Source organism: Bacillus sp. M6-12 (assembly GCF_002860285.1).
GTDB lineage: Bacteria > Bacillota > Bacilli > Bacillales > DSM-1321 > Peribacillus.
Map to the genome: position 1 here is coordinate 1 of NZ_PGVF01000001.1, position 18,542 is coordinate 18,542.

The 18,542-nt window shown below is 33.6% G+C and carries 21 protein-coding genes and 3 tRNA genes; 20 read left to right on the forward strand and 4 right to left on the reverse strand.

The genetic code is table 11. The features are described 5' to 3' along the window. Positions 1-47: 47 nt before the first annotated feature. Both CVD28_RS00005 and CVD28_RS00010 read right to left on the reverse strand, forming a co-directional pair. A complete protein-coding gene (locus CVD28_RS00005) occupies positions 48-626 on the reverse strand; it encodes a hypothetical protein (protein WP_142384695.1) in 579 nt (192 codons plus the stop codon). 12 nt (positions 627-638) lie between these two features. Next, a complete protein-coding gene (locus tag CVD28_RS00010) occupies positions 639-1,064 on the reverse strand; it encodes a DUF6557 family protein (RefSeq protein WP_101590205.1) in 426 nt (141 codons plus the stop codon). A 299-nt stretch (positions 1,065-1,363) separates the two neighbouring features. Between CVD28_RS00010 and CVD28_RS27610 the strand changes: the two genes are divergently transcribed. The 3 genes from CVD28_RS27610 (at position 1,364) to CVD28_RS00020 (ending at position 3,185) form a co-directional block, all read left to right on the forward strand. Then, complete coding sequence (locus CVD28_RS27610) at positions 1,364-1,525, forward strand: hypothetical protein (RefSeq protein ID WP_180953806.1); 162 nt, start codon at positions 1,364-1,366, stop codon at positions 1,523-1,525. 179 nt (positions 1,526-1,704) lie between these two features. After that, on the forward strand, positions 1,705-2,832 hold the full coding sequence (gene dnaN / locus CVD28_RS00015; RefSeq protein WP_180953807.1) for a DNA polymerase III subunit beta: 1,128 nt from the start codon (positions 1,705-1,707) through the stop codon (positions 2,830-2,832). A gap of 17 nt (positions 2,833-2,849) precedes the next feature. Further along, positions 2,850-3,185, forward strand: coding sequence for a hypothetical protein (locus CVD28_RS00020; protein ID WP_101590207.1), 336 nt, complete (start codon positions 2,850-2,852; stop codon positions 3,183-3,185). A gap of 3 nt (positions 3,186-3,188) precedes the next feature. On the opposite strand, the gene CVD28_RS00025 is transcribed toward CVD28_RS00020, so the two are convergent. Beyond that, positions 3,189-3,545, reverse strand: a complete 357-nt coding sequence (locus CVD28_RS00025) for a hypothetical protein (protein WP_180953808.1) — start codon at positions 3,543-3,545, stop codon at positions 3,189-3,191. Positions 3,546-3,719: 174 nt separating this feature from the next. On the opposite strand from CVD28_RS00025, the gene CVD28_RS00030 reads away from it, so the two are divergent. The 17 genes from CVD28_RS00030 (at position 3,720) to CVD28_RS00100 (ending at position 17,603) form a co-directional block, all read left to right on the forward strand. After that, positions 3,720-3,806: transfer RNA gene (locus tag CVD28_RS00030), tRNA-Leu, on the forward strand. Positions 3,807-3,817: 11 nt separating this feature from the next. Continuing rightward, positions 3,818-3,890 (forward strand) — tRNA-Arg (locus CVD28_RS00035). 8 nt (positions 3,891-3,898) lie between these two features. After that, positions 3,899-3,972 (forward strand) — tRNA-Ile (locus CVD28_RS00040). A gap of 39 nt (positions 3,973-4,011) precedes the next feature. After that, on the forward strand, positions 4,012-4,368 hold the full coding sequence (locus CVD28_RS00045; protein ID WP_101590209.1) for a hypothetical protein: 357 nt from the start codon (positions 4,012-4,014) through the stop codon (positions 4,366-4,368). Positions 4,369-4,589: 221 nt separating this feature from the next. Beyond that, positions 4,590-4,718, forward strand: coding sequence for a hypothetical protein (locus tag CVD28_RS28520; protein WP_257985714.1), 129 nt, complete (start codon positions 4,590-4,592; stop codon positions 4,716-4,718). A gap of 671 nt (positions 4,719-5,389) precedes the next feature. Further along, positions 5,390-5,611 (forward strand): hypothetical protein, encoded by a 222-nt coding sequence (locus CVD28_RS00050; RefSeq protein ID WP_101590210.1) that lies wholly within the window; start codon positions 5,390-5,392, stop codon positions 5,609-5,611. A 403-nt stretch (positions 5,612-6,014) separates the two neighbouring features. Next, positions 6,015-6,338 carry a hypothetical protein gene (locus CVD28_RS00055; RefSeq protein WP_101590211.1) on the forward strand — a complete coding sequence of 108 codons (324 nt, stop codon included), beginning with the start codon at positions 6,015-6,017 and terminating at the stop codon, positions 6,336-6,338. A 63-nt stretch (positions 6,339-6,401) separates the two neighbouring features. Continuing rightward, entirely contained in the window at positions 6,402-6,935 is a 534-nt protein-coding gene (locus CVD28_RS00060) for a hypothetical protein (RefSeq protein ID WP_101590212.1), read from the forward strand. Between the two features lie 386 nt (positions 6,936-7,321). Next, on the forward strand, positions 7,322-7,975 hold the full coding sequence (locus CVD28_RS00065) for a hypothetical protein (protein WP_101590213.1): 654 nt from the start codon (positions 7,322-7,324) through the stop codon (positions 7,973-7,975). 276 nt (positions 7,976-8,251) lie between these two features. Next, complete coding sequence (locus CVD28_RS00070; RefSeq protein WP_101590214.1) at positions 8,252-10,597, forward strand: DUF2325 domain-containing protein; 2,346 nt, start codon at positions 8,252-8,254, stop codon at positions 10,595-10,597. 150 nt (positions 10,598-10,747) lie between these two features. Further along, a complete protein-coding gene (locus CVD28_RS00075; protein ID WP_101590215.1) occupies positions 10,748-11,617 on the forward strand; it encodes a hypothetical protein in 870 nt (289 codons plus the stop codon). Positions 11,618-11,762: 145 nt separating this feature from the next. Continuing rightward, entirely contained in the window at positions 11,763-11,951 is a 189-nt protein-coding gene (locus CVD28_RS00080) for an alpha/beta-type small acid-soluble spore protein (protein WP_101590216.1), read from the forward strand. A gap of 146 nt (positions 11,952-12,097) precedes the next feature. Further along, a complete protein-coding gene (locus CVD28_RS27615; protein WP_180953809.1) occupies positions 12,098-12,244 on the forward strand; it encodes a hypothetical protein in 147 nt (48 codons plus the stop codon). A 177-nt stretch (positions 12,245-12,421) separates the two neighbouring features. Beyond that, on the forward strand, positions 12,422-14,116 hold the full coding sequence (locus tag CVD28_RS00085) for an RNA ligase (RefSeq protein ID WP_180953810.1): 1,695 nt from the start codon (positions 12,422-12,424) through the stop codon (positions 14,114-14,116). Between the two features lie 48 nt (positions 14,117-14,164). Further along, positions 14,165-16,897: a transglycosylase domain-containing protein gene (locus tag CVD28_RS00090; protein WP_101590218.1), complete on the forward strand. Its 2,733-nt coding sequence runs from the start codon at positions 14,165-14,167 to the stop codon at positions 16,895-16,897. Between the two features lie 174 nt (positions 16,898-17,071). Beyond that, on the forward strand, positions 17,072-17,335 hold the full coding sequence (locus CVD28_RS00095; protein WP_101590219.1) for a hypothetical protein: 264 nt from the start codon (positions 17,072-17,074) through the stop codon (positions 17,333-17,335). Positions 17,336-17,402: 67 nt separating this feature from the next. After that, on the forward strand, positions 17,403-17,603 hold the full coding sequence (locus CVD28_RS00100; protein WP_101590220.1) for a hypothetical protein: 201 nt from the start codon (positions 17,403-17,405) through the stop codon (positions 17,601-17,603). A gap of 119 nt (positions 17,604-17,722) precedes the next feature. Here the strand turns inward: CVD28_RS00100 and CVD28_RS00105 are convergent, their stop codons facing one another. Continuing rightward, positions 17,723-18,454 (reverse strand): M15 family metallopeptidase, encoded by a 732-nt coding sequence (locus tag CVD28_RS00105; RefSeq protein ID WP_101590221.1) that lies wholly within the window; start codon positions 18,452-18,454, stop codon positions 17,723-17,725. Between the last annotated feature and the right edge of the window lie 88 nt (positions 18,455-18,542).

Consider the following 18,542-nt stretch of genomic DNA (forward strand, 5'->3'; position numbering starts at 1 on the left):
ATCGAGTTTGTCTACAGTCTGGGGAAGCCTTTTGGCTTCCTCTTTTTTTATGGTTCAAACAACAATACGTCTTCGTCAAAAACGTGGTCAACTTGCCATTCGGGTAATTGCAAGACAAATCCCTCTTCAGAAAGAACTTCCCCATTAATAATATCCCTTGCTAATTCCTCCATATAATCATAGATAGCAAAAGTCAACTTTTCTTGAAAAAGTTCCATTGTTTCTGATTTTAAAGGAACAGTAAAGAACACTTCTTTAAAGGTATAATGAAAAAGGCGTTCAATATCCAGTTCTTTAGACTTTTCAAACAAAAGGACTTTTTCCGTTACAAAATAATGGTCAACAATAGACAAGCTAATCGAAATGGATGGAAAATAAAGTTGAAGCTCCTTATTGTCCTCTTGTAAAAACTCATAAGAGAGAACAGGGGTATCCTTTAATTCGACTTTTCTAATATGAGACCCCCGATATTCTCTATTTCTTTTTGTGTTTTTATCATCCGTTAAGTAACTTTGGTCTATTTTGCAAGGGATAGGATGAAGAAGAATATACTGAAATGGTTTGTTCTGCATCTTAAATTGAGAGAGATAATTCTCCAATAATGAAGATGCTAAAATACTGAACACCACCTTCCGTTCTTATTCGTTTACATCAGCGATATGTTGCTTCAAAGAATCCACTTCTGCTTGTCTTTCTTCTTCTGAAAAGCACGTTCCATTAAAAGTCAATAGACATAAAAGACCTGAAACAATAAGTGGTTTTTCTAAATCAACAAGGTCTTCATCGGCTACTTGTGACGCTAAAATTAATTCTGCTGGTACAAATGTAGTTACGTCTTCCACTGCATCTTTCTTTTCTGTTCCAATAAAATAAGAAACGTCAAAATATTCACGACTTACTTGAATTTTACTGTGTTGTGGTTCTAACGATAACTCTGTATTTTTTAGTCCTTCATAATAATTTTCAAATTGAGAAAGCACCTTCTCAAAACCTTTACTTGTTATAACTAATTCTTTTTTTACTTCTTCAAATGCTACTTCTTTGATTAATTCAGCCACTAACATACAAAAGTTCACTCCTTTAGTTAATTTATTTTTGGTTATTCAAAAATGAAATATAGATTTTTTTATGACAGTTGAAAGATGTTCTTTGACAATTCCATAAAAATGATATATAGTAGATTACAGGAACATTATAGCATATAGTCAATGAAAAAAGGAATAACATATCTACATAACGGTGACGTACTATTTTTTTATTGATTGAATATCATGTGCATATAATGTAGAAACGGAGATAAATAAGGTGAAACATACTCTTACATATGGAGTGTTTCAAATACATTAAAAAGGGAGAGGACTATATGATACTAAAGGTAGGTATCATCTTGTTAGTGTATCTGTTTTTCAAAGCAGGATGCGTAATTGTAAATGAAAGTGAGGACATTAAGTTTAAAGTTCCTAAACTATTAGAACGTGTTTCACTTGGGATTATGGCGTTCGCTTCGCAAGTTGTGTTCTTTTGAGGGGGAGAACTTACTTGCAATAAGGGAAACTGAGAGGATACAATGCTATCCTCTCTTTTTTTATTGTCTTTTTTACATAAAGGAACAAGATTTCCCTTTTATCGTTCGTTTACTTTTTAGTCAATAAACACTATAATATAGTTTATAGTCAACATGAGAACGCTAAAGGAGGAAAAAATGTGAAATTTACAATCAGCAAACGACAATTTGCGAATCATATAGGTCAAGTTCTAAAAGGAATCCCTTCTAAAACGAACCAGCCTATCTTAAAAAACTTTTTAATTGAAGTAAATAAAGAAAAAGGGAAGGTTTTTGTTACAGCAACGGATACCGTTATTAGTATTCAATCTGAAACAGAAGCGACAACCATTGAATCAGATGGGAAGGTTTGTGTGGATGCCAAGCTATTAGATGGTTTGCTAAAGAAAATCAAATTAAAAGCTAAACAGGATGTTGAGATTGGTTTCTATATAGAAGCAGGAGAGTTAGTAGTTGAAATTGATTCTTCTAAAACCAAATTAAAAATAGCAGACCCAGAAGAGTATCCAGTGATTGAATGGAGTGAAGGAGAATCGACTTTCACGATTAATGGAGATTCCTTCATGGAAAGCATTAAGCAAGTTTCTTTTTCTACATTAAAAAACGAAAGCAGACCTGTTTTATCTGGTGTCCTTTTTAAAGTTGAAGAAGGATATTTAACAATGGTCTCAACAGATGGACATCGCATGTCTTTAAAGATGACTTCTGTTGAACACTTAACAGAAAATGGAGAATCTATTATTCCAGTTGATTCATTGGCTGGAATAGGGAAAGTGCTTTCTTCTAACAAGAAGTCCTTTATGAACGTGTTTATGTCTGAAAAAGAAGCCATTTTTGAAGTGAATGGAGTTAGGGTTTTGACAACATTTATGAATGGAGAATTTTTAAACTATAAACGAATCTTTGGGTTGAAGCAATCTACCCGAATCATGATAGATAAAGAACCTTTACTGGCAGTATTAGAAAGAGCTTCTATCTTTATTCCAAAGGATAAAATTGCTTTAGTTTCTTTAAAAGCAGAAGATGACTTGTTAGAGATTAATATTGCCTCTGAATCAGGAAATGTAGAAGAAACACTGGATACCAATATGATAGGACAAGCTATTGAAATTACGTTTAATGTCTCCTATTTAATTTCAGCTTTACAAGCAATAAAAGAAGACAGAGTTGCCTTTAACCTTATTAATGCCATAAACCCTGTCATTTTAGAAGGGGTAGGAAACAAATCGTATAAGCACATGCTGTTGCCAATTAAATCACAAAACTAATAAAAGGAGTATCTGCGTTGTATCAATACATGCTAACACAAGGAGATAAAATACCTGTTCTTTTTCAACACAAAGAGAAAATCCCACAGAAAGACTTTTTGAATATGTTTAATACGTGTATCTCTCTTTACCATGAAGAAGGGAAAACCAAATATAATCATGAAATGATTGCAAATCTCATGAAAGAAAAGTTTGGATTTGAAGAAGTGAAAATTGAAACCATTCTTCACAGTCCTTCTGATTATCCTGGTTTATTTGACGAAGGATATGAAGATAAAGTATTTAAAGAAAATAATATTATTCAAATTCCATTTGGTTATGGATTTTGGAAACAAAACAAAAAAGAGGGCTGATAATCAGTCCTCTTTCTTTAATACATCATGACGAATAGAACCTACCCAATCTTGAACAGATAAAGATAATTCCACTACACTGAACGCCTCAAAAGGGTATTTCTCCATATAATTGACATTTTTTGCTTCCCCATTAGCAAATGAATCAACAACATCTTTAAAAGCAGAATGTAAATTCTCCACTTTCTGTAGAAATAACTCTTCAGGTGATACGTTATCCTGTATGTCTTGTATTTCCTCTTTTACAATTTCTTGTATGGTTTTCACGTTCTCCACTGGTGTCGATTCTAACGCATTTGCAATACGTTCCAAACTTTTTGCAATACTCGGTAGATTTCCTTCTAATAATTGTTCCATCAATAAATCTCTCCTTTAAATAAAGTGTTTCCAAAGAAACGCCATTTCTATATAAAATCCTTTTATTATATACCTTGGATTAACGGTTGATAAAAATAAACTCATAAATTTTATGTAAATAACTGTTGACTAAAGTCTATGAATTTGTTATATTATAAGAGTACCAAATATCACCTTGCAGGAATGGTGGAATCGGCAGACACAACGGACTTAAAATCCGTTGCTCCTTGGAGCGTGAGGGTTCAAGTCCCTCTTCCTGTACCAAATCCCATTTTGGGGGTGTAGCTCAATGGATAGAGCAAAGACCTTCTAAGTCTTCGGTTGCAGGTTCGACTCCTGTCACTCCCGTATTATTTGGACTCTTAGCTCAGTAGCGTAGAGCACTCGGCTCATAACCGAGCGGTCACTGGTTCGATTCCAGTAGAGTCCATCATTATTCCAATTACATTAATAAGAGGTGGATTTCCTTTTGAAGAAAAAATATTGGATACTTTCCATTTTGTTTATTTTTACAGCTACCGTATTAGTAGGATGTGTGGAAGAATACAAAACAAAAACGGTCACAGCAACCGTTCTTGAAAAAGAGTATGATGCACCTAAAACTACTTATAAAACGGTGAAAGAAAATGGTAAAAATGTAAAAAAGAAAAAAACTAAACCAGAAGAATACGAAGTGACACTTCAATACAAAGATATTGTAACGGAATTTGAAGATAAAGACCTTTACAATAAAGTAAATGAAGGTGGAAAAGTCAAAGTCCTTTATAAAGAAGGGTATGACAAGAACGGAAAGCTGGTTACGTCTTATATTGAACTGATTGACTAAAGGAATGTGGAATAAATCATTCCTTTTTCAGTAGAATAAAACACTGGAACTCCCACAATGGACTTTAAAGAAGGGTGTGGGACAAGGGTATTGGAAAACCCCCTTAAGTGGGTGGAACGAGCAGGGCAAACAAGCCCTTAATGCTCATAGACATATCCTTCTGCTATCTGAGGGTTGGTAGTGGTAAAGCAATATTGTTCGTGTAGTTTGGATGGTTCGGAATGTTCGTAATGGAACGGATTGAACAAGTGAACGGGTGGACAGTTGAGCGGATAGGGAGAAGCCTAAGTGATGGACTGGATGGGTTAGCAGAGTCCGAGAGATTCCAGAGAAGACTTAGGAAGGGATAACGCTGTATAGTAACTCTGCTTACAGTTGTTAGCACTACGATGGTTGGGTCGTAGAAATCTAAGACATTAGATATTTTGGTATAGGTGAGCCGAAGATACTTGCCAGTTCATTCGGTTCAGGGAAATAGTTGCAGAGGGAGTGAGGAGGGTCGAAGCGACTTTCCCCATAAGGGTAAGTTATGGCAAGTAGCTTACCGAGACCTTTGTAACGTACTCAATTGGTGGGGATTGAGAAAAAGGGCTTCCGTTAAAGGGAGTCCTTTTCTTTTATCTTTTTGAAAATAAATCATTGACTATAGTCTAATTTATTTGGTATAATAAATGTACCAACTTCTCCAAGGATGGAGGCAAAAAACCAAGGATGGTTGTTAGTTGGTTTTTCGTATTGATAGTGAATGAAGTAATAATTTAACTACTAAAAATACTATAATACTGAAAATATACAGACAGCGTGGTGGAATAGGTAGACACAGACGTTACAGTAGCCTCAAATGGGTCAGCGATAATGTGAGTACGCTTCTTATCGTGCGTAGGCTATATATAGGGTAAAAATCCCTATCGTTATCTTAGTACATAAGTACGGAACTCTAAGTAAATAAACTTGGTTTTCGTACTTTTTTTATCGCCTTCGCCTTGTGAAACGAATTTCTTATGATAAGGGGGAAACCATTATGGTACAATGTCAAACCATTGAAAATAAAACGATTGCAGGAATTGAACTGACAACTTTAGTCGAAGCTATCCAAAAATCAGAGCAAGAGGGGTTTTTCCTTCTTTTTCAGTCTAAAGTTACGAAAGAATCTTATGGAGTATTAAAACCTTTTTCTTCTGAAGGAAAAAAAGGGTATTGTTTTGTTCCTGTCTTAATTAACGGTCATACTGTTACTTTATAAGAAACGATGAAAAGAGTTCTGAATCGAACTCTTTTTGCTGGTTATTAAGCAAATTTTTATTGACTATAGTCTATGTTTTTGATATAATCTATTTATAGAGGTAAACAAATAAAGAGAAGTTAGAACGAAAAAATAACGGTCTCTGGAAAGGTTTATCACTCTCCCCCTTTTGTATATATTATATTGAATGTAACATGAAATCTCCCTTAAAGAGAGTATGTGTCCTCCCCCTTCACATACTCTTTTTTTATGCGTACATTTTTTACGAAAAATAATTCACTTAAAAACGGTGATGAAATATAATTCAAAAGACGAAAAAACACTTATCAAATTAACCTCTCATGACTAAAACAATAAAGGACATTTTGAATAAATAACTATGAATAGAACAGGAGGGAAAAATGTGCTGAAAACGCTTATGTTTAAAGAGAAAAAGATAGATATAAATACGTGCATCTATAAAGAAGATAAATATTTTCTAATAGATATTGGGAAAGAATTGGTGGGGCATTATATCTTGAGTAATGCCATCTGTAATGGAGTTTTAAATCTAAATGCTTTATACAAAAACTTTATTGACGATAATTTTGAATACGATACCAATGTTCAAGACCATCAAATTGAAGAAATCCCCTTAGAGAATGGCTCAACTCAACTTGTCATGTTAGCCCTTGACCAAAACCATCGTGTCATTCGTTCTCACACAATTGAATTAAAGTCCAAATAACCCCATCAAAAGGATGCTTCTCCGTTGTGAGAGGCATTTTCTAAAAGGAAAGGAATCAGAACCATGAAAACTTATAAAATCTATCGTTTATATGAACAAAAAAGAGATATGACCATTTCTCAATTAAAAGACCTTTATCAACCAGAAGACCTTTATTTTCCAGCAGAAAATTATGCGGTTATCCAATATCACGAAGAAGGTCTTACATGGAAAGAGATTTTTACTAAAATGGCTATGTTACATGTTAGTCAAGCTATGTTTACATTCTCTTACATAAGGGAGTTAATTACTCATTTTGGGCTGGAGCGGTATCCATTTTTATTGGAGTTTACAGAAGAAATTGAAGTAGATAGTCAATTGCTCATTGATGGCTACTCTCAACGGATTGCAACGGAAACCAATGAACCTTTACGAAAAGCTGATTTACAACATCTTCTTTCAGAACTTCATTATTTAGCTTATGAAAAAAACATAGATATTAAGTCCATTCAAATACAAACAGATGAAGATATTGCTATCGTTTATAATAATGGGATAGTGAAAACCACATCCATTGAATTTTTAGACAAAGTTCTTAGTATTAGTTTTAAAGATTAAGGGAGAGATGGTTCTCCCTTTTTTACATATTTAGATAGTGCAAAAGAAAGGTTTTGGTCTATTCGCATAGGCGAATGTTAAAAGTCTTTGTTTTAAGAGGGATGGTAGATATTTTAATTGTAATTTAGATACATTTACATCTTAGATTCGTTTTTTAATAAGCAAAAACCTTTTTAACTAACTGCGTTTTACATAAAAAAGGGTCAAGTTTTTGCCCCCTATATAGGTTTATGTTTTCCGAAAGTTATAAACGCTCTAATTCCTTGATAGTAAAGGATTTATAAGGTTTTTCTTGATAAAATAATTTCTTTAGAAAATGTGTAGAATATAGGGATTTACAAAAAACAGGGGAAAGATACTTTTACTTATTAAAGGAGCGATTTTTTATGAATTGGGAACAAGAACGTGTAGAGAGAATTAAAAAGAAATATGAAATGTTTACAGATATGGCAACGGTTTTAGAAGAACGTGAAGGTGAACGATTTAAGCTGGAACACTTTACTGTAACAGAACAAGAAGTAAAGTTTGCTCAAGTCAGAGATAGATATGGAGAATACAGTGAATTTTTGCCTGGAACATATGTGAAGCTCGTAGACAAAACTAAATCTTTTGATGGGGTTGTAATGAGTGATACACAAATGGAACGTGAAACCAATATGGATTTGTATGAAAATGCAAATGGACATGTTTTAATTGGTGGATTGGGATTAGGTATGATTCTATTAGCCATTCAGGATAAGCCTGAAGTAACGAAAATTACAGTTGTCGAGAAATATCAAGAAGTAATGGATTTAGTTGCTTCTCAACTTCCACTGAACGATAAGGTAGAAATTATCCAGTGTGACGTATTTGACTTTAAACCTGAAAAGGGAGCGAAGTATGACACTGTGTATATGGACATCTGGAATACAGTTTGTGGCGACTTTTGGGGAGAGCATAAAACTTTAACTAAAAAGTTCTGCAGACGTGTAAACAAGGAGAATGAAAATTCTTGGTCAAGCAGTTGGAGACGCAAAGACTATATGCGGTTGGCACGTTAAGAGAGGAGTAAATCAAGAACAAGAGTAAATTAAGAAAGGGTTGTCACTAATAATGGTGATAGCTCTTTTCTTTTATAATAAAGTTTTTATCCAAACTTTATTAGAGATACCGTTCTATTCGTTTAGCTCTTATGGGAATGGTTATAATGATAATACCCCCTTCCTTTTAGAAAATACTGTTATTTGTAAAAAAGGTAAACAAATGAAACAATAGTAGTTGGAAACTGACCATTATTTAAGTTACAGTAGAAGTATCATGCGAAAGGAGATAGAAAAATGATAATAAGCTATCTGGAAAAGAGAGACTTTGATTTAGAAGGTTTTCTCAATGAATTAGAGAAAAAAGAATTGTTATTTTTACTGTTTTTAGCTTCACAAGATGATGAAGTAGACTTTGATAGGCTTTATCAAGGTGATGATATTGATTATTTTTTAAGAGATATGCAACGAACGATTGGTGGGAAACTAAAAAAAATACCCAAAGAAGAAATCGTGGAAATGATTGTTTCTAAATTTGATATTTCTAATTTATCGAACTTTGTTTATAGGTCAATTTATCAACATACACTTGATTCTGATTTTATTTTGTTCCATTCCAAGTTACAGATTATTGAGCGATTTACCTCCATGATGTTCTCTAAGAAAATACATAAGATTCAGGAAGATTTAATATCAGGAAAGCTCCTGAACAAGAAAAACGTCATTGACGAATTCCAGAAGCGGATTCTTTATCAAAATCGCCCGATATTAAATACATTAGGCTTAGTTACCCTTATGGGGAAAATTGATTATGTCTTGGAACATATTTTAGATTATTCAACTATTATGATAGATTTTCGTGATAATAATTTTTGTTTACTATTAGACCAATTTGAAGAGATAGAAGAAAAGAAGCGAAAAGAACAGGAAAGTCTCCTAAAAAAGAAAGAGTGGGCGTTAAAAAAGAGTGAAGAAGAATATCGAAAAAAAGAAGATGCTCTTTCAAAAGCAAAAGAATCAAACAAACAGTTAATTGGTGAGTTGAAGACATTAAAAAAAGAATGGGATACCGCTAAATATCAGAAAAAGGAAAAACTTCAAGAAGATTTAATCAATCGGTTACAGGCAGACCTTCAAAAGAAAGATAAGCAACTTACCCAATATGAAAAAGACATTGAGAAAATAAAGAAAGAAAATCAAGCATTTTATACAAAATCAATAGATGGATACCAACAGCAATTAGCTGTAGCAAAGGCAGTTGAAAAGGAGAAAGACCATGAAATTACGATGTTAAAAAGAAAAATGGAGCATTTAGAATCAAAAACCATTGAAACACATGTTGAAGAATTTATTGAAATAAGTGGTTTTACTGAAACTCTTTATCAATATCTTGAACCTTTTATTGAAGAGTACAAAAGGAATAAGGAATTAGAGAAGAAGAAAGTGGAAGAAATTCAAGAACCAGAAGAAGAAAGAATGGAGCAAAAAGTTGGATATTGTTTAATAGAAAACGATATTCACTATGTTGTGTTTGCAGATGGTTCAAGAATAGAGATAAACGAGATACCTGAAAATGTCTATATAGGACAATGGCAATTTGTAAAAGTTCAAGCAGATGGTGTCTTTAAGTGGTCATATGGCTATAAATTTGATGAAAATGAACGTGATTATCTAATTTCCGATTTCGGCTCAGTTATCTATCGAAACAATGAACCCTATTTAATGAAGGCGGTATGGGATACTAAAAAAATAGAAGTTCATTCTTTGCGTATTCAGTTAAAAGAAAATCAAGTTGTCTCCGTCAACAGTAGAGGACAATTATTGCGGTTTTACCGTTCGTTCAAGCATAACGCTAACCATTATATGGATTCCATCAAAGCGAAAGGTCAAGTGGCATATTATGTGCTAAAGGTCTTTCCAAATGGATTGTTAGTAAGAAACATTGAAACGAATGTTGAAGAGTTTAAAGATATAGAAATTGGTGAGGAACAAGTACAGGAACAGCAAATTCTTTGTGTAAAAGAAAATCAAATTATCCATGTGTATTATTCTCCTAAATTTTATACATTTTCTCATTTTTACAAGAAGTCAGAACATGGTACTGTGGAAATCAAGGATGATATCGTCTTTATCCGAAAACTGTCAGGAGAAGTCGTGATTGTAAATGAGATACCTGAACATTTCTCTTTTCGTGAAGGGGAAGTTATTATTGTTGACGAGTTTAATAACTATATGATGATTAAAAAAGGAGAAATGGTGTATTCAGATACAGAAGAACGGAGAATATTGTCTGCTTCTCCCAAAGTGTCTACTTACAAGAAGAATAGCCTTAAAAATATTGAAGTTGAAAAGGAAATCTTGATAGTAGGAAAAATCACATATGAAAACACTTATAAAATGTCTCTATACAAAAGTGGATATCGAGCAGAAGTGATAGATGGATATGACCCTTGGACAAAGATTAAATCATCCATTAAGGATAAAGACATTGTTGTGGTTATTGGAAATTTCGTCTCCCATGATAATATGTGGAAAATAAAAGACGAAAAGTTAGATATTCCTGTCCTCTACCCTGAATATGATGGGGCGAATCGAATTGTAGAAGAAATTGATAAATTAGTAAAAAAACAAAGTGCAGGATAAGAAGGAGAGGGACATCCCTCTCCTTTTTTGTTTAAAAAGGAATGTCCTTTTGTTGAGAACGATAGACCAGAAAAAGCCTGTTAGAGAAAAAGGGAATGAACTATAATGAATAAAAAGTCGAGAAGAACTGATAAAAAGGAGGCGTAATACGTGAAAAAAATGGGCTTTATTTTCTTTAATGTAGACAGAAGCAAAGAAGAATTAGAAGTAGGAAAAGTAAAAAAAGTAGTAGGACTCAAAACGAATGAGGATTTAAAGATTTTATCTCACTTTGAATATGAGATAGATAGAGATAATTACACAAAATCCTTATATGAATTACTTCATTCTTTTGAAGAATGGGTTCAAAATCCGTATGAAACAAAATTTGTTACATTTGAACCGAATGATATGAAAAACTTTATGGAAGACTTCAAACAAAGTCATTACAAATCAAAAATAAGAGATTTTCATAAAATCATGAGCTATCAGTATTGGAATATCCAAAATGAAATGACCTATCGGTTAGGATTGAAAAAAGAGCACGTATCACTGGAAGATTTGTTGTCTGTTTATGGACTTAGTTTTGTAGGAAATAAGCGTTCAGCGAAAGAACTTTGCTTTAATACGTTCTCTTTAGCCACTCACTTCAAATTAGACTGTAAGCGAAATAAAGAAGTGTTTGCGAAACCCACTCACCCTTCCAAACGGACAGAAAATCAACAAGAGTCTACCTTCCCTCTATTGGATTTTAAACCAATTCGTGCAACTGGTGAAGAAAGATTAAAGCAAAAAATGGAAGAGGGTTGGAACATTTCCATTGAGTGTAAAGCCAAAGGAAGAGGATATGGAATGACTTATGAAGCAACTGCTTATCATATGGATAATTCATTTGGAGATAGATTAACCAACATGAGGTTCGGAGTAGGGAAAACATTAGAGGAATTACTCGATAACCTATTTAAACCAGAAGAGGATAATCCTTATGCACAAGAAAAAAGAGAAGAATATGAGGAACTTCATTCAAGCCTATTAACATAAGAGAGGAATTTCCTCTCTTTTTTATTTAAAACTAAATATTGGTGAATATTAACAGGGATAGACAACAAAACCCTTATCCACACTATAACTAACTGGTATAGTTTATATATCAGAAAAATCTTTATACAGAAAAGAGGAGATATATATGGCACGTAATCATTCAAATAGTTTATTAGTACCTGGTGCAGAACAAGCTCTTCAACAAATGAAATACGAGATTGCAAGTGAGTTTGGAGTAAATCTTGGTGCAGATACAACATCTCGTGCTAATGGCTCTGTTGGTGGAGAAATCACGAAGCGATTAGTTCAAATGGCTCAACTAAACCTTCGATAAGGGTTTTTAAAAGTAACAAAAAAACGAAAAAACCTGAGTAATATCTTGAGTGGTTTCGTCTATAATGTAATATACCATAGCACTAACGAAATGCTTTAAGAATAAGGTGAATGAAAAATTTATCTACAAAAGGAGAGGTGTAGTAAATGTATCAAACAACTGAAATCGAATTAAGCTGTACAACAAACACGACTACTGGTTCACCTCAGTTGGGAGGTCATCCAACAAACCTTTTTTTTACTACACCGATTCACCACGCCCCAGGCCGTAAGGCCTGGGGGGATGGTACATAACTCCATGAAAAAATCAGACACCCTTAGAGGTGTCTTTTTTTTATGCGGTGCAAAATAGAAAATAAAATTGACCTTCAAGGTGAAAAACGATATAATAATGACAGAAGTCCGTATTTTATAGTCAATGAATGTATGAAAATTGACTACATAACACATACACAACAAAGGGGGGCGTTTATGATGATGAATCATTGGAATGTACCAGTGGTTGTTCTTTCGACTGTTAAACAATTGGTTCAACCACTTTTTAAAAACAAGAATTTGACTATAGTCTATGATGAATGGATTGAATTATTAAGTCAAAGTAAAATTGATGATACAACTGAAAATCGGACACTGTTAGAAAGCGTCATGAAACGTCTCGAAGATAAAAATGCCGATTATCACATTATGAATTTGGAAGGTCTGATTTCAGCAAGTGCATTTGAAGAAGAATCAATTCCATTACGTGAAAAAATGAAAAAAGTGTATGAGAGAGGGGATTTTGAATCTTATCGCTCTTTGTATCAAGAAGACATTAACAAGATGAAACTCCTCTTTTTAGAAATGACTCGCCATGTATCTTCTATGCAAGTAGGAGAACTGATTGTTTTTAAATATGGCAAAGAAGTTTCTTTTTACGATTTGTGGAATGAGTTTTACATGGAAACAAGAGGTGTCATTGTTGACCTTAGAAGAATGGAGTTAGTTGCTTCACCTTATCGTAAATTCTTTAATTTTAACGAGAAACCTTTTACTTCTGTTGAGAGAATTACTCAATTGTTAAAAGAAGCAAAAGAGATAGTAATTAAAAACAAAGAAGACGGAAGTATGGTCAGTGTAACGAAATACAATGGTCAAATTATTGTAGCAACACCAGGCTCTATGGAAAGCAGTCAAGCACAATGGGCGAAGGCGTTTCTTTCTAAACACTATCAAGCCTTTTTGGATGATATGCCATCTCATATCACTTTTATTTTTGAAGCTATTTATCCTGAAAACCGCATTGTTATTGACTATCAAGGTGAAGAAAAAATGGTTTTAACCAATATGCGAAGCACATTAAACGGAATGTATTTTGAAGATACAATTGTTCAGTTTTTCGGACTTATGTATAAAATTCCAACACCAGAGGTTGAAAACAAAGCATTATCTGAATTGATAGAGGAAGCTCAAAACAAAGAGCTACACCCTGCAGATAAAAAAGAGGGTTGGGTCTTTACGGTTAAAACGCTGAAAGAAGAACTTATGTTCAAATTGAAATGCGAAGACTATTGTGAAATTCACAAAGTTATTGGTGTTGCAAATTCACCAAAAGTTGTCTTTGAACAGATTGTTCAGGATACATTTGATGATTTCATTGCGAAAGTACCAGATGTCGTAAAGCCTCTTGTTTATGATATTGCGAATGTGATTTGGGAGTATATCCAATCTTTGAAAAAAGATGTGGAACACCATTTGTCATTAATTCCAAAAGAAATTCTTTTTTCTAAAGAAGAAATAGAGAATCATATGGAGTTCAAACAATTGGTGAAAGAAGAAATTGCTCCATTAATTGACGATAAGCTATCAAAAAACAAAAAGACAGAGTTAGAAGAAGCCTTGCTTTCCAAAGCCTTCGGGAAAGAACCTTTCATTGACAAATATACTGAAAAAGAATTTCAGCGTCTATGGTCATTGATTCCTTCTCACCTTCAAAACCAAAAAGAGTTTAAGAAGAAAGAAGGAAGATTGTTAGGCTTTGTACACAAACAAGTGCCTAATGCTTATAAGGCAATCGCTCTTGAACACGCAAGAGGTTTTCAAGTAGAAATTCTGTCTTTGGTGGATATAAAAGATATTCGTTTTGACTTTTTAAAGGAGAGCAAAACGGAAGTGATTGTGGAAGAATGAGGGTGTTGTCACTCTCTTCTTCTGAATACAAAAGGAGGGTAAAAATAAATGAGGAGAGAACGAAGAGAAGAACGAAAAAAAGAAAAGAAACAGAAAAAGAAAAGTAAACTACAAAAATTCGTTAAAGGTGTGACCTTGACCTTCTGTACAGTTTCTTTGATAGGCGTTATTGGAGCAAGTGCAATGGTTATTAAGTACAAGCCAATTGCAACGGACATTTGGAATGATGCCAATCATAAAGTTGCTTCCATTAATGAAGGGACATTTAAAAACAAAACCGAAACGGTTATTTATGATAACAAAGGAAAAGTGATTAAAGAGGTTGCCAGTCACGATTATTACTACATTGAAGGGAAAGATATTAAGGCTGATATTAAAGATGCGGTCATTGCAGTAGAGGATGTTCGTTACTTAGAGCATAATGGCTTTGATGTAAAGGCAATCGGAAGAGCAGTCTTTGAACTCATTAAAAACAAAGGGGAAATTACTCAAGGTGGTAGTACCATCACACAGCAATTAGTTAAAGTTCAGTTTTTAAGTTTGGAAAAGGTCTATTCAAGAAAGATTGAAGAAATTTTAATCGCAATGAAATTAGAAGAAAAGTACAGCAAAGAAGACATTCTTGAATTTTACCTAAACAATATTAACTACGGAAATGGAGCATATGGAATTGAAACAGCTTCAAAAACGTATTTTAACAAGCCTTCTAAAGACTTAACAATTTCTGAAATTGCTTTACTGACTTCTATCCCAAATAACCCAACCGTTTATAATCCAGTCCGTAATATGGATAATACGTTAAAGAGAAGAGATATGATTCTTTCTGAAATGAAAGAAAATGGCTTCATTACAGATGTTGAATACCAAGAGGCAATAGCTCAAAAGATTGTATTGAATATGCCTGAAAAGAAATATCAACCTGAAACATATGAAGTTTCATATGCCTTAAGTAGTGCTACGAAGATTTTGATGGAAAACGAAGGATTCCAATTTAAATATTGGTTTGATTCTAAAGAGGAACGTAATAAGTATTGGGAAAATTACAATGATGTATTCCTTCAGCTAAACAAAAAAATTCGTAATGGTGGATACCAAATTCATACAACGATTGATATGCAAAAACAAGCTCAATTACAAGAAACGGTAAATAAAAATCTTTCTGGATTTACTGCTAAAGATTCTGAATCAGGTCTTTACAAAATGCAGGGAGCAGGAGCGGTTATTGATAATGAAACAGGAGACTTAGTTGCGATTGTAGGAGGAAGAACACAAAACGATGTAGCCAACACATTTAATCGTGCGTTCCTTGCTTATCGTCAACCTGGTTCTGCTATTAAACCGTTAGTAGCCTATACACCAGCGTTTGAAAAAGGAAAGTTAGCTTCTTCGATTATGACAGATAAAAAAGTCAAGGATGGTCCTTCCAATTGGGATAACAGTTATCATGGAAGCATGACTCTTCGTAAAGCAGTCGAGCAATCTTGGAATACCATTCCATTCCAGCTATTAAATCAATATGGCTCAAAAGAAATGGTTTCTTATTTATCAGAATTAGAGTTTTCTAATCTTGTTCCAGAGGATGCAAATCCGATTGTCGCAATTGGTGGATTTACCTATGGGGCAACTCCACTTGAAATGACCGCAGGATATTCGACACTTGCACGTAATGGGGAATATATAAAGCCAACTGGAATAAAGAAGATTGTAGATTTTACGAATACTACACTTTATGAAAATAAGCATAAGAAAAAACGTGTTTATGACAGTGGTGCTTCTTACCTCATGACAGACGTATTAAAAGGTGTTATGACAAGGGGTACTGCCAAACAATACGCTTTAAATAATCAAGTTTCTGCTGGTAAAACAGGGACAACTAATAGTAATAAAGATGCTTGGATGGCTGGATATACACCATATTACACAACGGTTATTTGGACAGGATATGATACTCCTCAAGCATTATCCAATACGAATCTATCAAAAGAAATCTGGAAAGACTTCATGAATACGATTCACAAAGGATTAAAGAAAAAAGACTTCAAACAACCTGACCGAATCTCTTATATGTTTGTAAATCCAAATACAGGAGAAGTAAACAAACAAGACGGAAAAGGTTGGTGGAGACAAGAGTTAGTACCTGAAATTTATTGGGAGCTTCAAGAAAAGCGTAAAGAAGAAGCAAGGCTAAAAGCTGAACGTGACCGTAAAGAAGCGGAGAGACAGCGTTTAGAAGCCATTAAACAAGCGTTAGAAGACGCTGGTATTACGCAAGAAGAAGAAACTCAATTGGAATATGAAGCAGACAGCATTTTAGCTTCTTTAGAAGATGCTCGTATTTATAGTGAATATGATTATGAGTATGTGTATGGAGTTATGAATGAAGCGAAAATGGCAATTGAACGTGTGGCATTAAAAGAGCCAAGAGATAAATTATATTCCAGATATAATAAAGAGGTTAATCGTATTGAGGCAGAGCGATATGATGTAGAACATCCAGTAGTCATTGAGCCTGAACCAGAGCCTGAACCAATTTTGCCTGAAGTACCAGTAGAAGAAGTTGTGATTCCAGAGCAAACAAATCCAACAAATACACAGAAACCATCTCAATCAAAACCTTCTACGCCAACAACGAAACCAAGTAAGCCTACAACGCCACCTGTAACGGAGAATGGAGAAGATGATACTCAAACTAATCCACCAACAGAAGAGCAACCAGAAGGCACAGGAGACGGTACAGAAGCAGAAGGAACAGATACGCCAACAACACCAAATAATCATTAAAAGAGAAGGGCTACTATGAACAAACATAGTGGCTCTTTTTATAGTCTAAATTTTAAAAGTAGTTGATTATAGTCAATGCAATTGGTATAATAAATTTACAAAGAGAAGGAAATGAATATCCAAATGTGTATAGCGTTTTTATAGAATAACAGCGAAGAAAAGGAGTATATCAATATGAAAAAAGAAACAATTTGTACAAAATGTAAATCCGAAACAACCATAAAACGTGTAAAAGCAAATATTATGATAGATAAAGAAACAAACTATACAATGCCTGTCAGTGCAAGACTTCAAATTTGTTCTTCTTGTGGAAATAAGGAATATAATGAAAAGGAATTAGCTCGTTTGCGTGAATTAACTACTTTCTACCAAAAAGAATTTAACATCAAAAAAGAAGAAGCAATAGAAGAAGAAAATGAAATAGCTGAAAGTCTGTAAGAAACCTCTATACAAAATAGAGGTTTTTTCTTATGATTAAAAAGAAGGAAAGAAGGAGGAGAGAATCTTGATTATTGAACAAAATACATTGTCTTTAGACAAAGGAGATTGTCTTTTAATAGAATCAGAATTGAAAAAAGGAAGAGAAGTAAAAGAAGTCATTCAAGAACAAATAAAAGAAATGTACAATGGGGATTTAAATGAATTAGAAGGCATTGAGATTCCGTCTGACTATTGGCATCTCGTAAATGAATTAGTAAAAGAGTAAAGAAAAGAACAGGAGTCTCTACATAAAGTTTAAAAAATAACTCGATTGAAACATATAAAAAACCACCGATAAAAAATATCAGTGGTTTTAAATATGAAATGGAGTGTGGTTTCTTTATATTATGTGAATGTTCTTAAGTTATTCCATAAAACCGTTCTATATTGGGCGTTTTTTCCTTTAATTGTTCCCCAAAATTGATTGCCAAAATCAAAATGCCACCATTCTTCGTGATAGTTGGTAAATCCAGAGCTACACATAACATCGAAAAGTAATCTTCTATTCAAAAGAGCTTCTTGCTCTGAATTTGACAATGTTCCTTCTTGGTTGAGTTTATCTTCAAAATACCTGGTAGCAGATAGTGGAGACATTTCATCAAAACTTGTTCCCATAGGAAGTAAATTACCTTTTGAATCACAAATACTCAAATCTACTGCTCCACCAGTGCTATGTGGGGGTGGGGAATCTTCATTGTCAGTTGGTAAAGAAACATAGGTTTGGGTATAATCAATTAGCTCCTTATGGCTCATAAAAGGGAATTGCGATTGAAAAATACGATAATAATGGTCAAAAAGGGATTGCTGAACCTCTACTGGTCTCCATGTATCCCAAATAACCAACTGGTATCCCTTTGGAAGTTTAGAGGATGCCATAAAAAGTTTATCATGAACCGTTTTCCGTACATACATATCTTTCGTTGCAAAAGGAATTTCTTGCAAAAAATACTGTGGGGAGAGAAGGATAGGATAACCTTCATTTTCTTTTAATAAAAGCATTTCTTCTTCTTTATGCTCAATCGGATGCTCTTTCCATCCTGTTATTTTTTTTAAATGTGGAATGGGATTGTTTCTCATAGATAGTCTATTATCTTCCTTTCTATATAAATATGGATAAAAAAAGAGCCATTGATAAAATATCAATGACCCTCTATGAAAAGGAGTG

Excerpts from the sequence above, each read along its gene's own strand:
- CVD28_RS00010 (WP_101590205.1), bottom strand. The coding sequence starts at position 1,064 with ATGTTAGTGGCTGAATTAATCAAAGAAGTAGCATTTGAAGAAGTAAAA.
- CVD28_RS27610 (WP_180953806.1), top strand. The coding sequence starts at position 1,364 with ATGATACTAAAGGTAGGTATCATCTTGTTAGTGTATCTGTTTTTCAAA.
- CVD28_RS28520 (WP_257985714.1), top strand. The coding sequence starts at position 4,590 with ATGTTCGTAATGGAACGGATTGAACAAGTGAACGGGTGGACAGTTGAG.
- CVD28_RS00050 (WP_101590210.1), top strand. The coding sequence starts at position 5,390 with ATGGTACAATGTCAAACCATTGAAAATAAAACGATTGCAGGAATTGAA.
- CVD28_RS00060 (WP_101590212.1), top strand. The coding sequence starts at position 6,402 with ATGAAAACTTATAAAATCTATCGTTTATATGAACAAAAAAGAGATATG.
- CVD28_RS00065 (WP_101590213.1), top strand. The coding sequence starts at position 7,322 with ATGAATTGGGAACAAGAACGTGTAGAGAGAATTAAAAAGAAATATGAA.
- CVD28_RS00070 (WP_101590214.1), top strand. The coding sequence starts at position 8,252 with ATGATAATAAGCTATCTGGAAAAGAGAGACTTTGATTTAGAAGGTTTT.
- CVD28_RS00080 (WP_101590216.1), top strand. The coding sequence starts at position 11,763 with ATGGCACGTAATCATTCAAATAGTTTATTAGTACCTGGTGCAGAACAA.
- CVD28_RS27615 (WP_180953809.1), top strand. The coding sequence starts at position 12,098 with ATGTATCAAACAACTGAAATCGAATTAAGCTGTACAACAAACACGACT.
- CVD28_RS00085 (WP_180953810.1), top strand. The coding sequence starts at position 12,422 with ATGATGATGAATCATTGGAATGTACCAGTGGTTGTTCTTTCGACTGTT.
- CVD28_RS00090 (WP_101590218.1), top strand. The coding sequence starts at position 14,165 with ATGAGGAGAGAACGAAGAGAAGAACGAAAAAAAGAAAAGAAACAGAAA.
- CVD28_RS00095 (WP_101590219.1), top strand. The coding sequence starts at position 17,072 with ATGAAAAAAGAAACAATTTGTACAAAATGTAAATCCGAAACAACCATA.
- CVD28_RS00105 (WP_101590221.1), bottom strand. The coding sequence starts at position 18,454 with ATGAGAAACAATCCCATTCCACATTTAAAAAAAATAACAGGATGGAAA.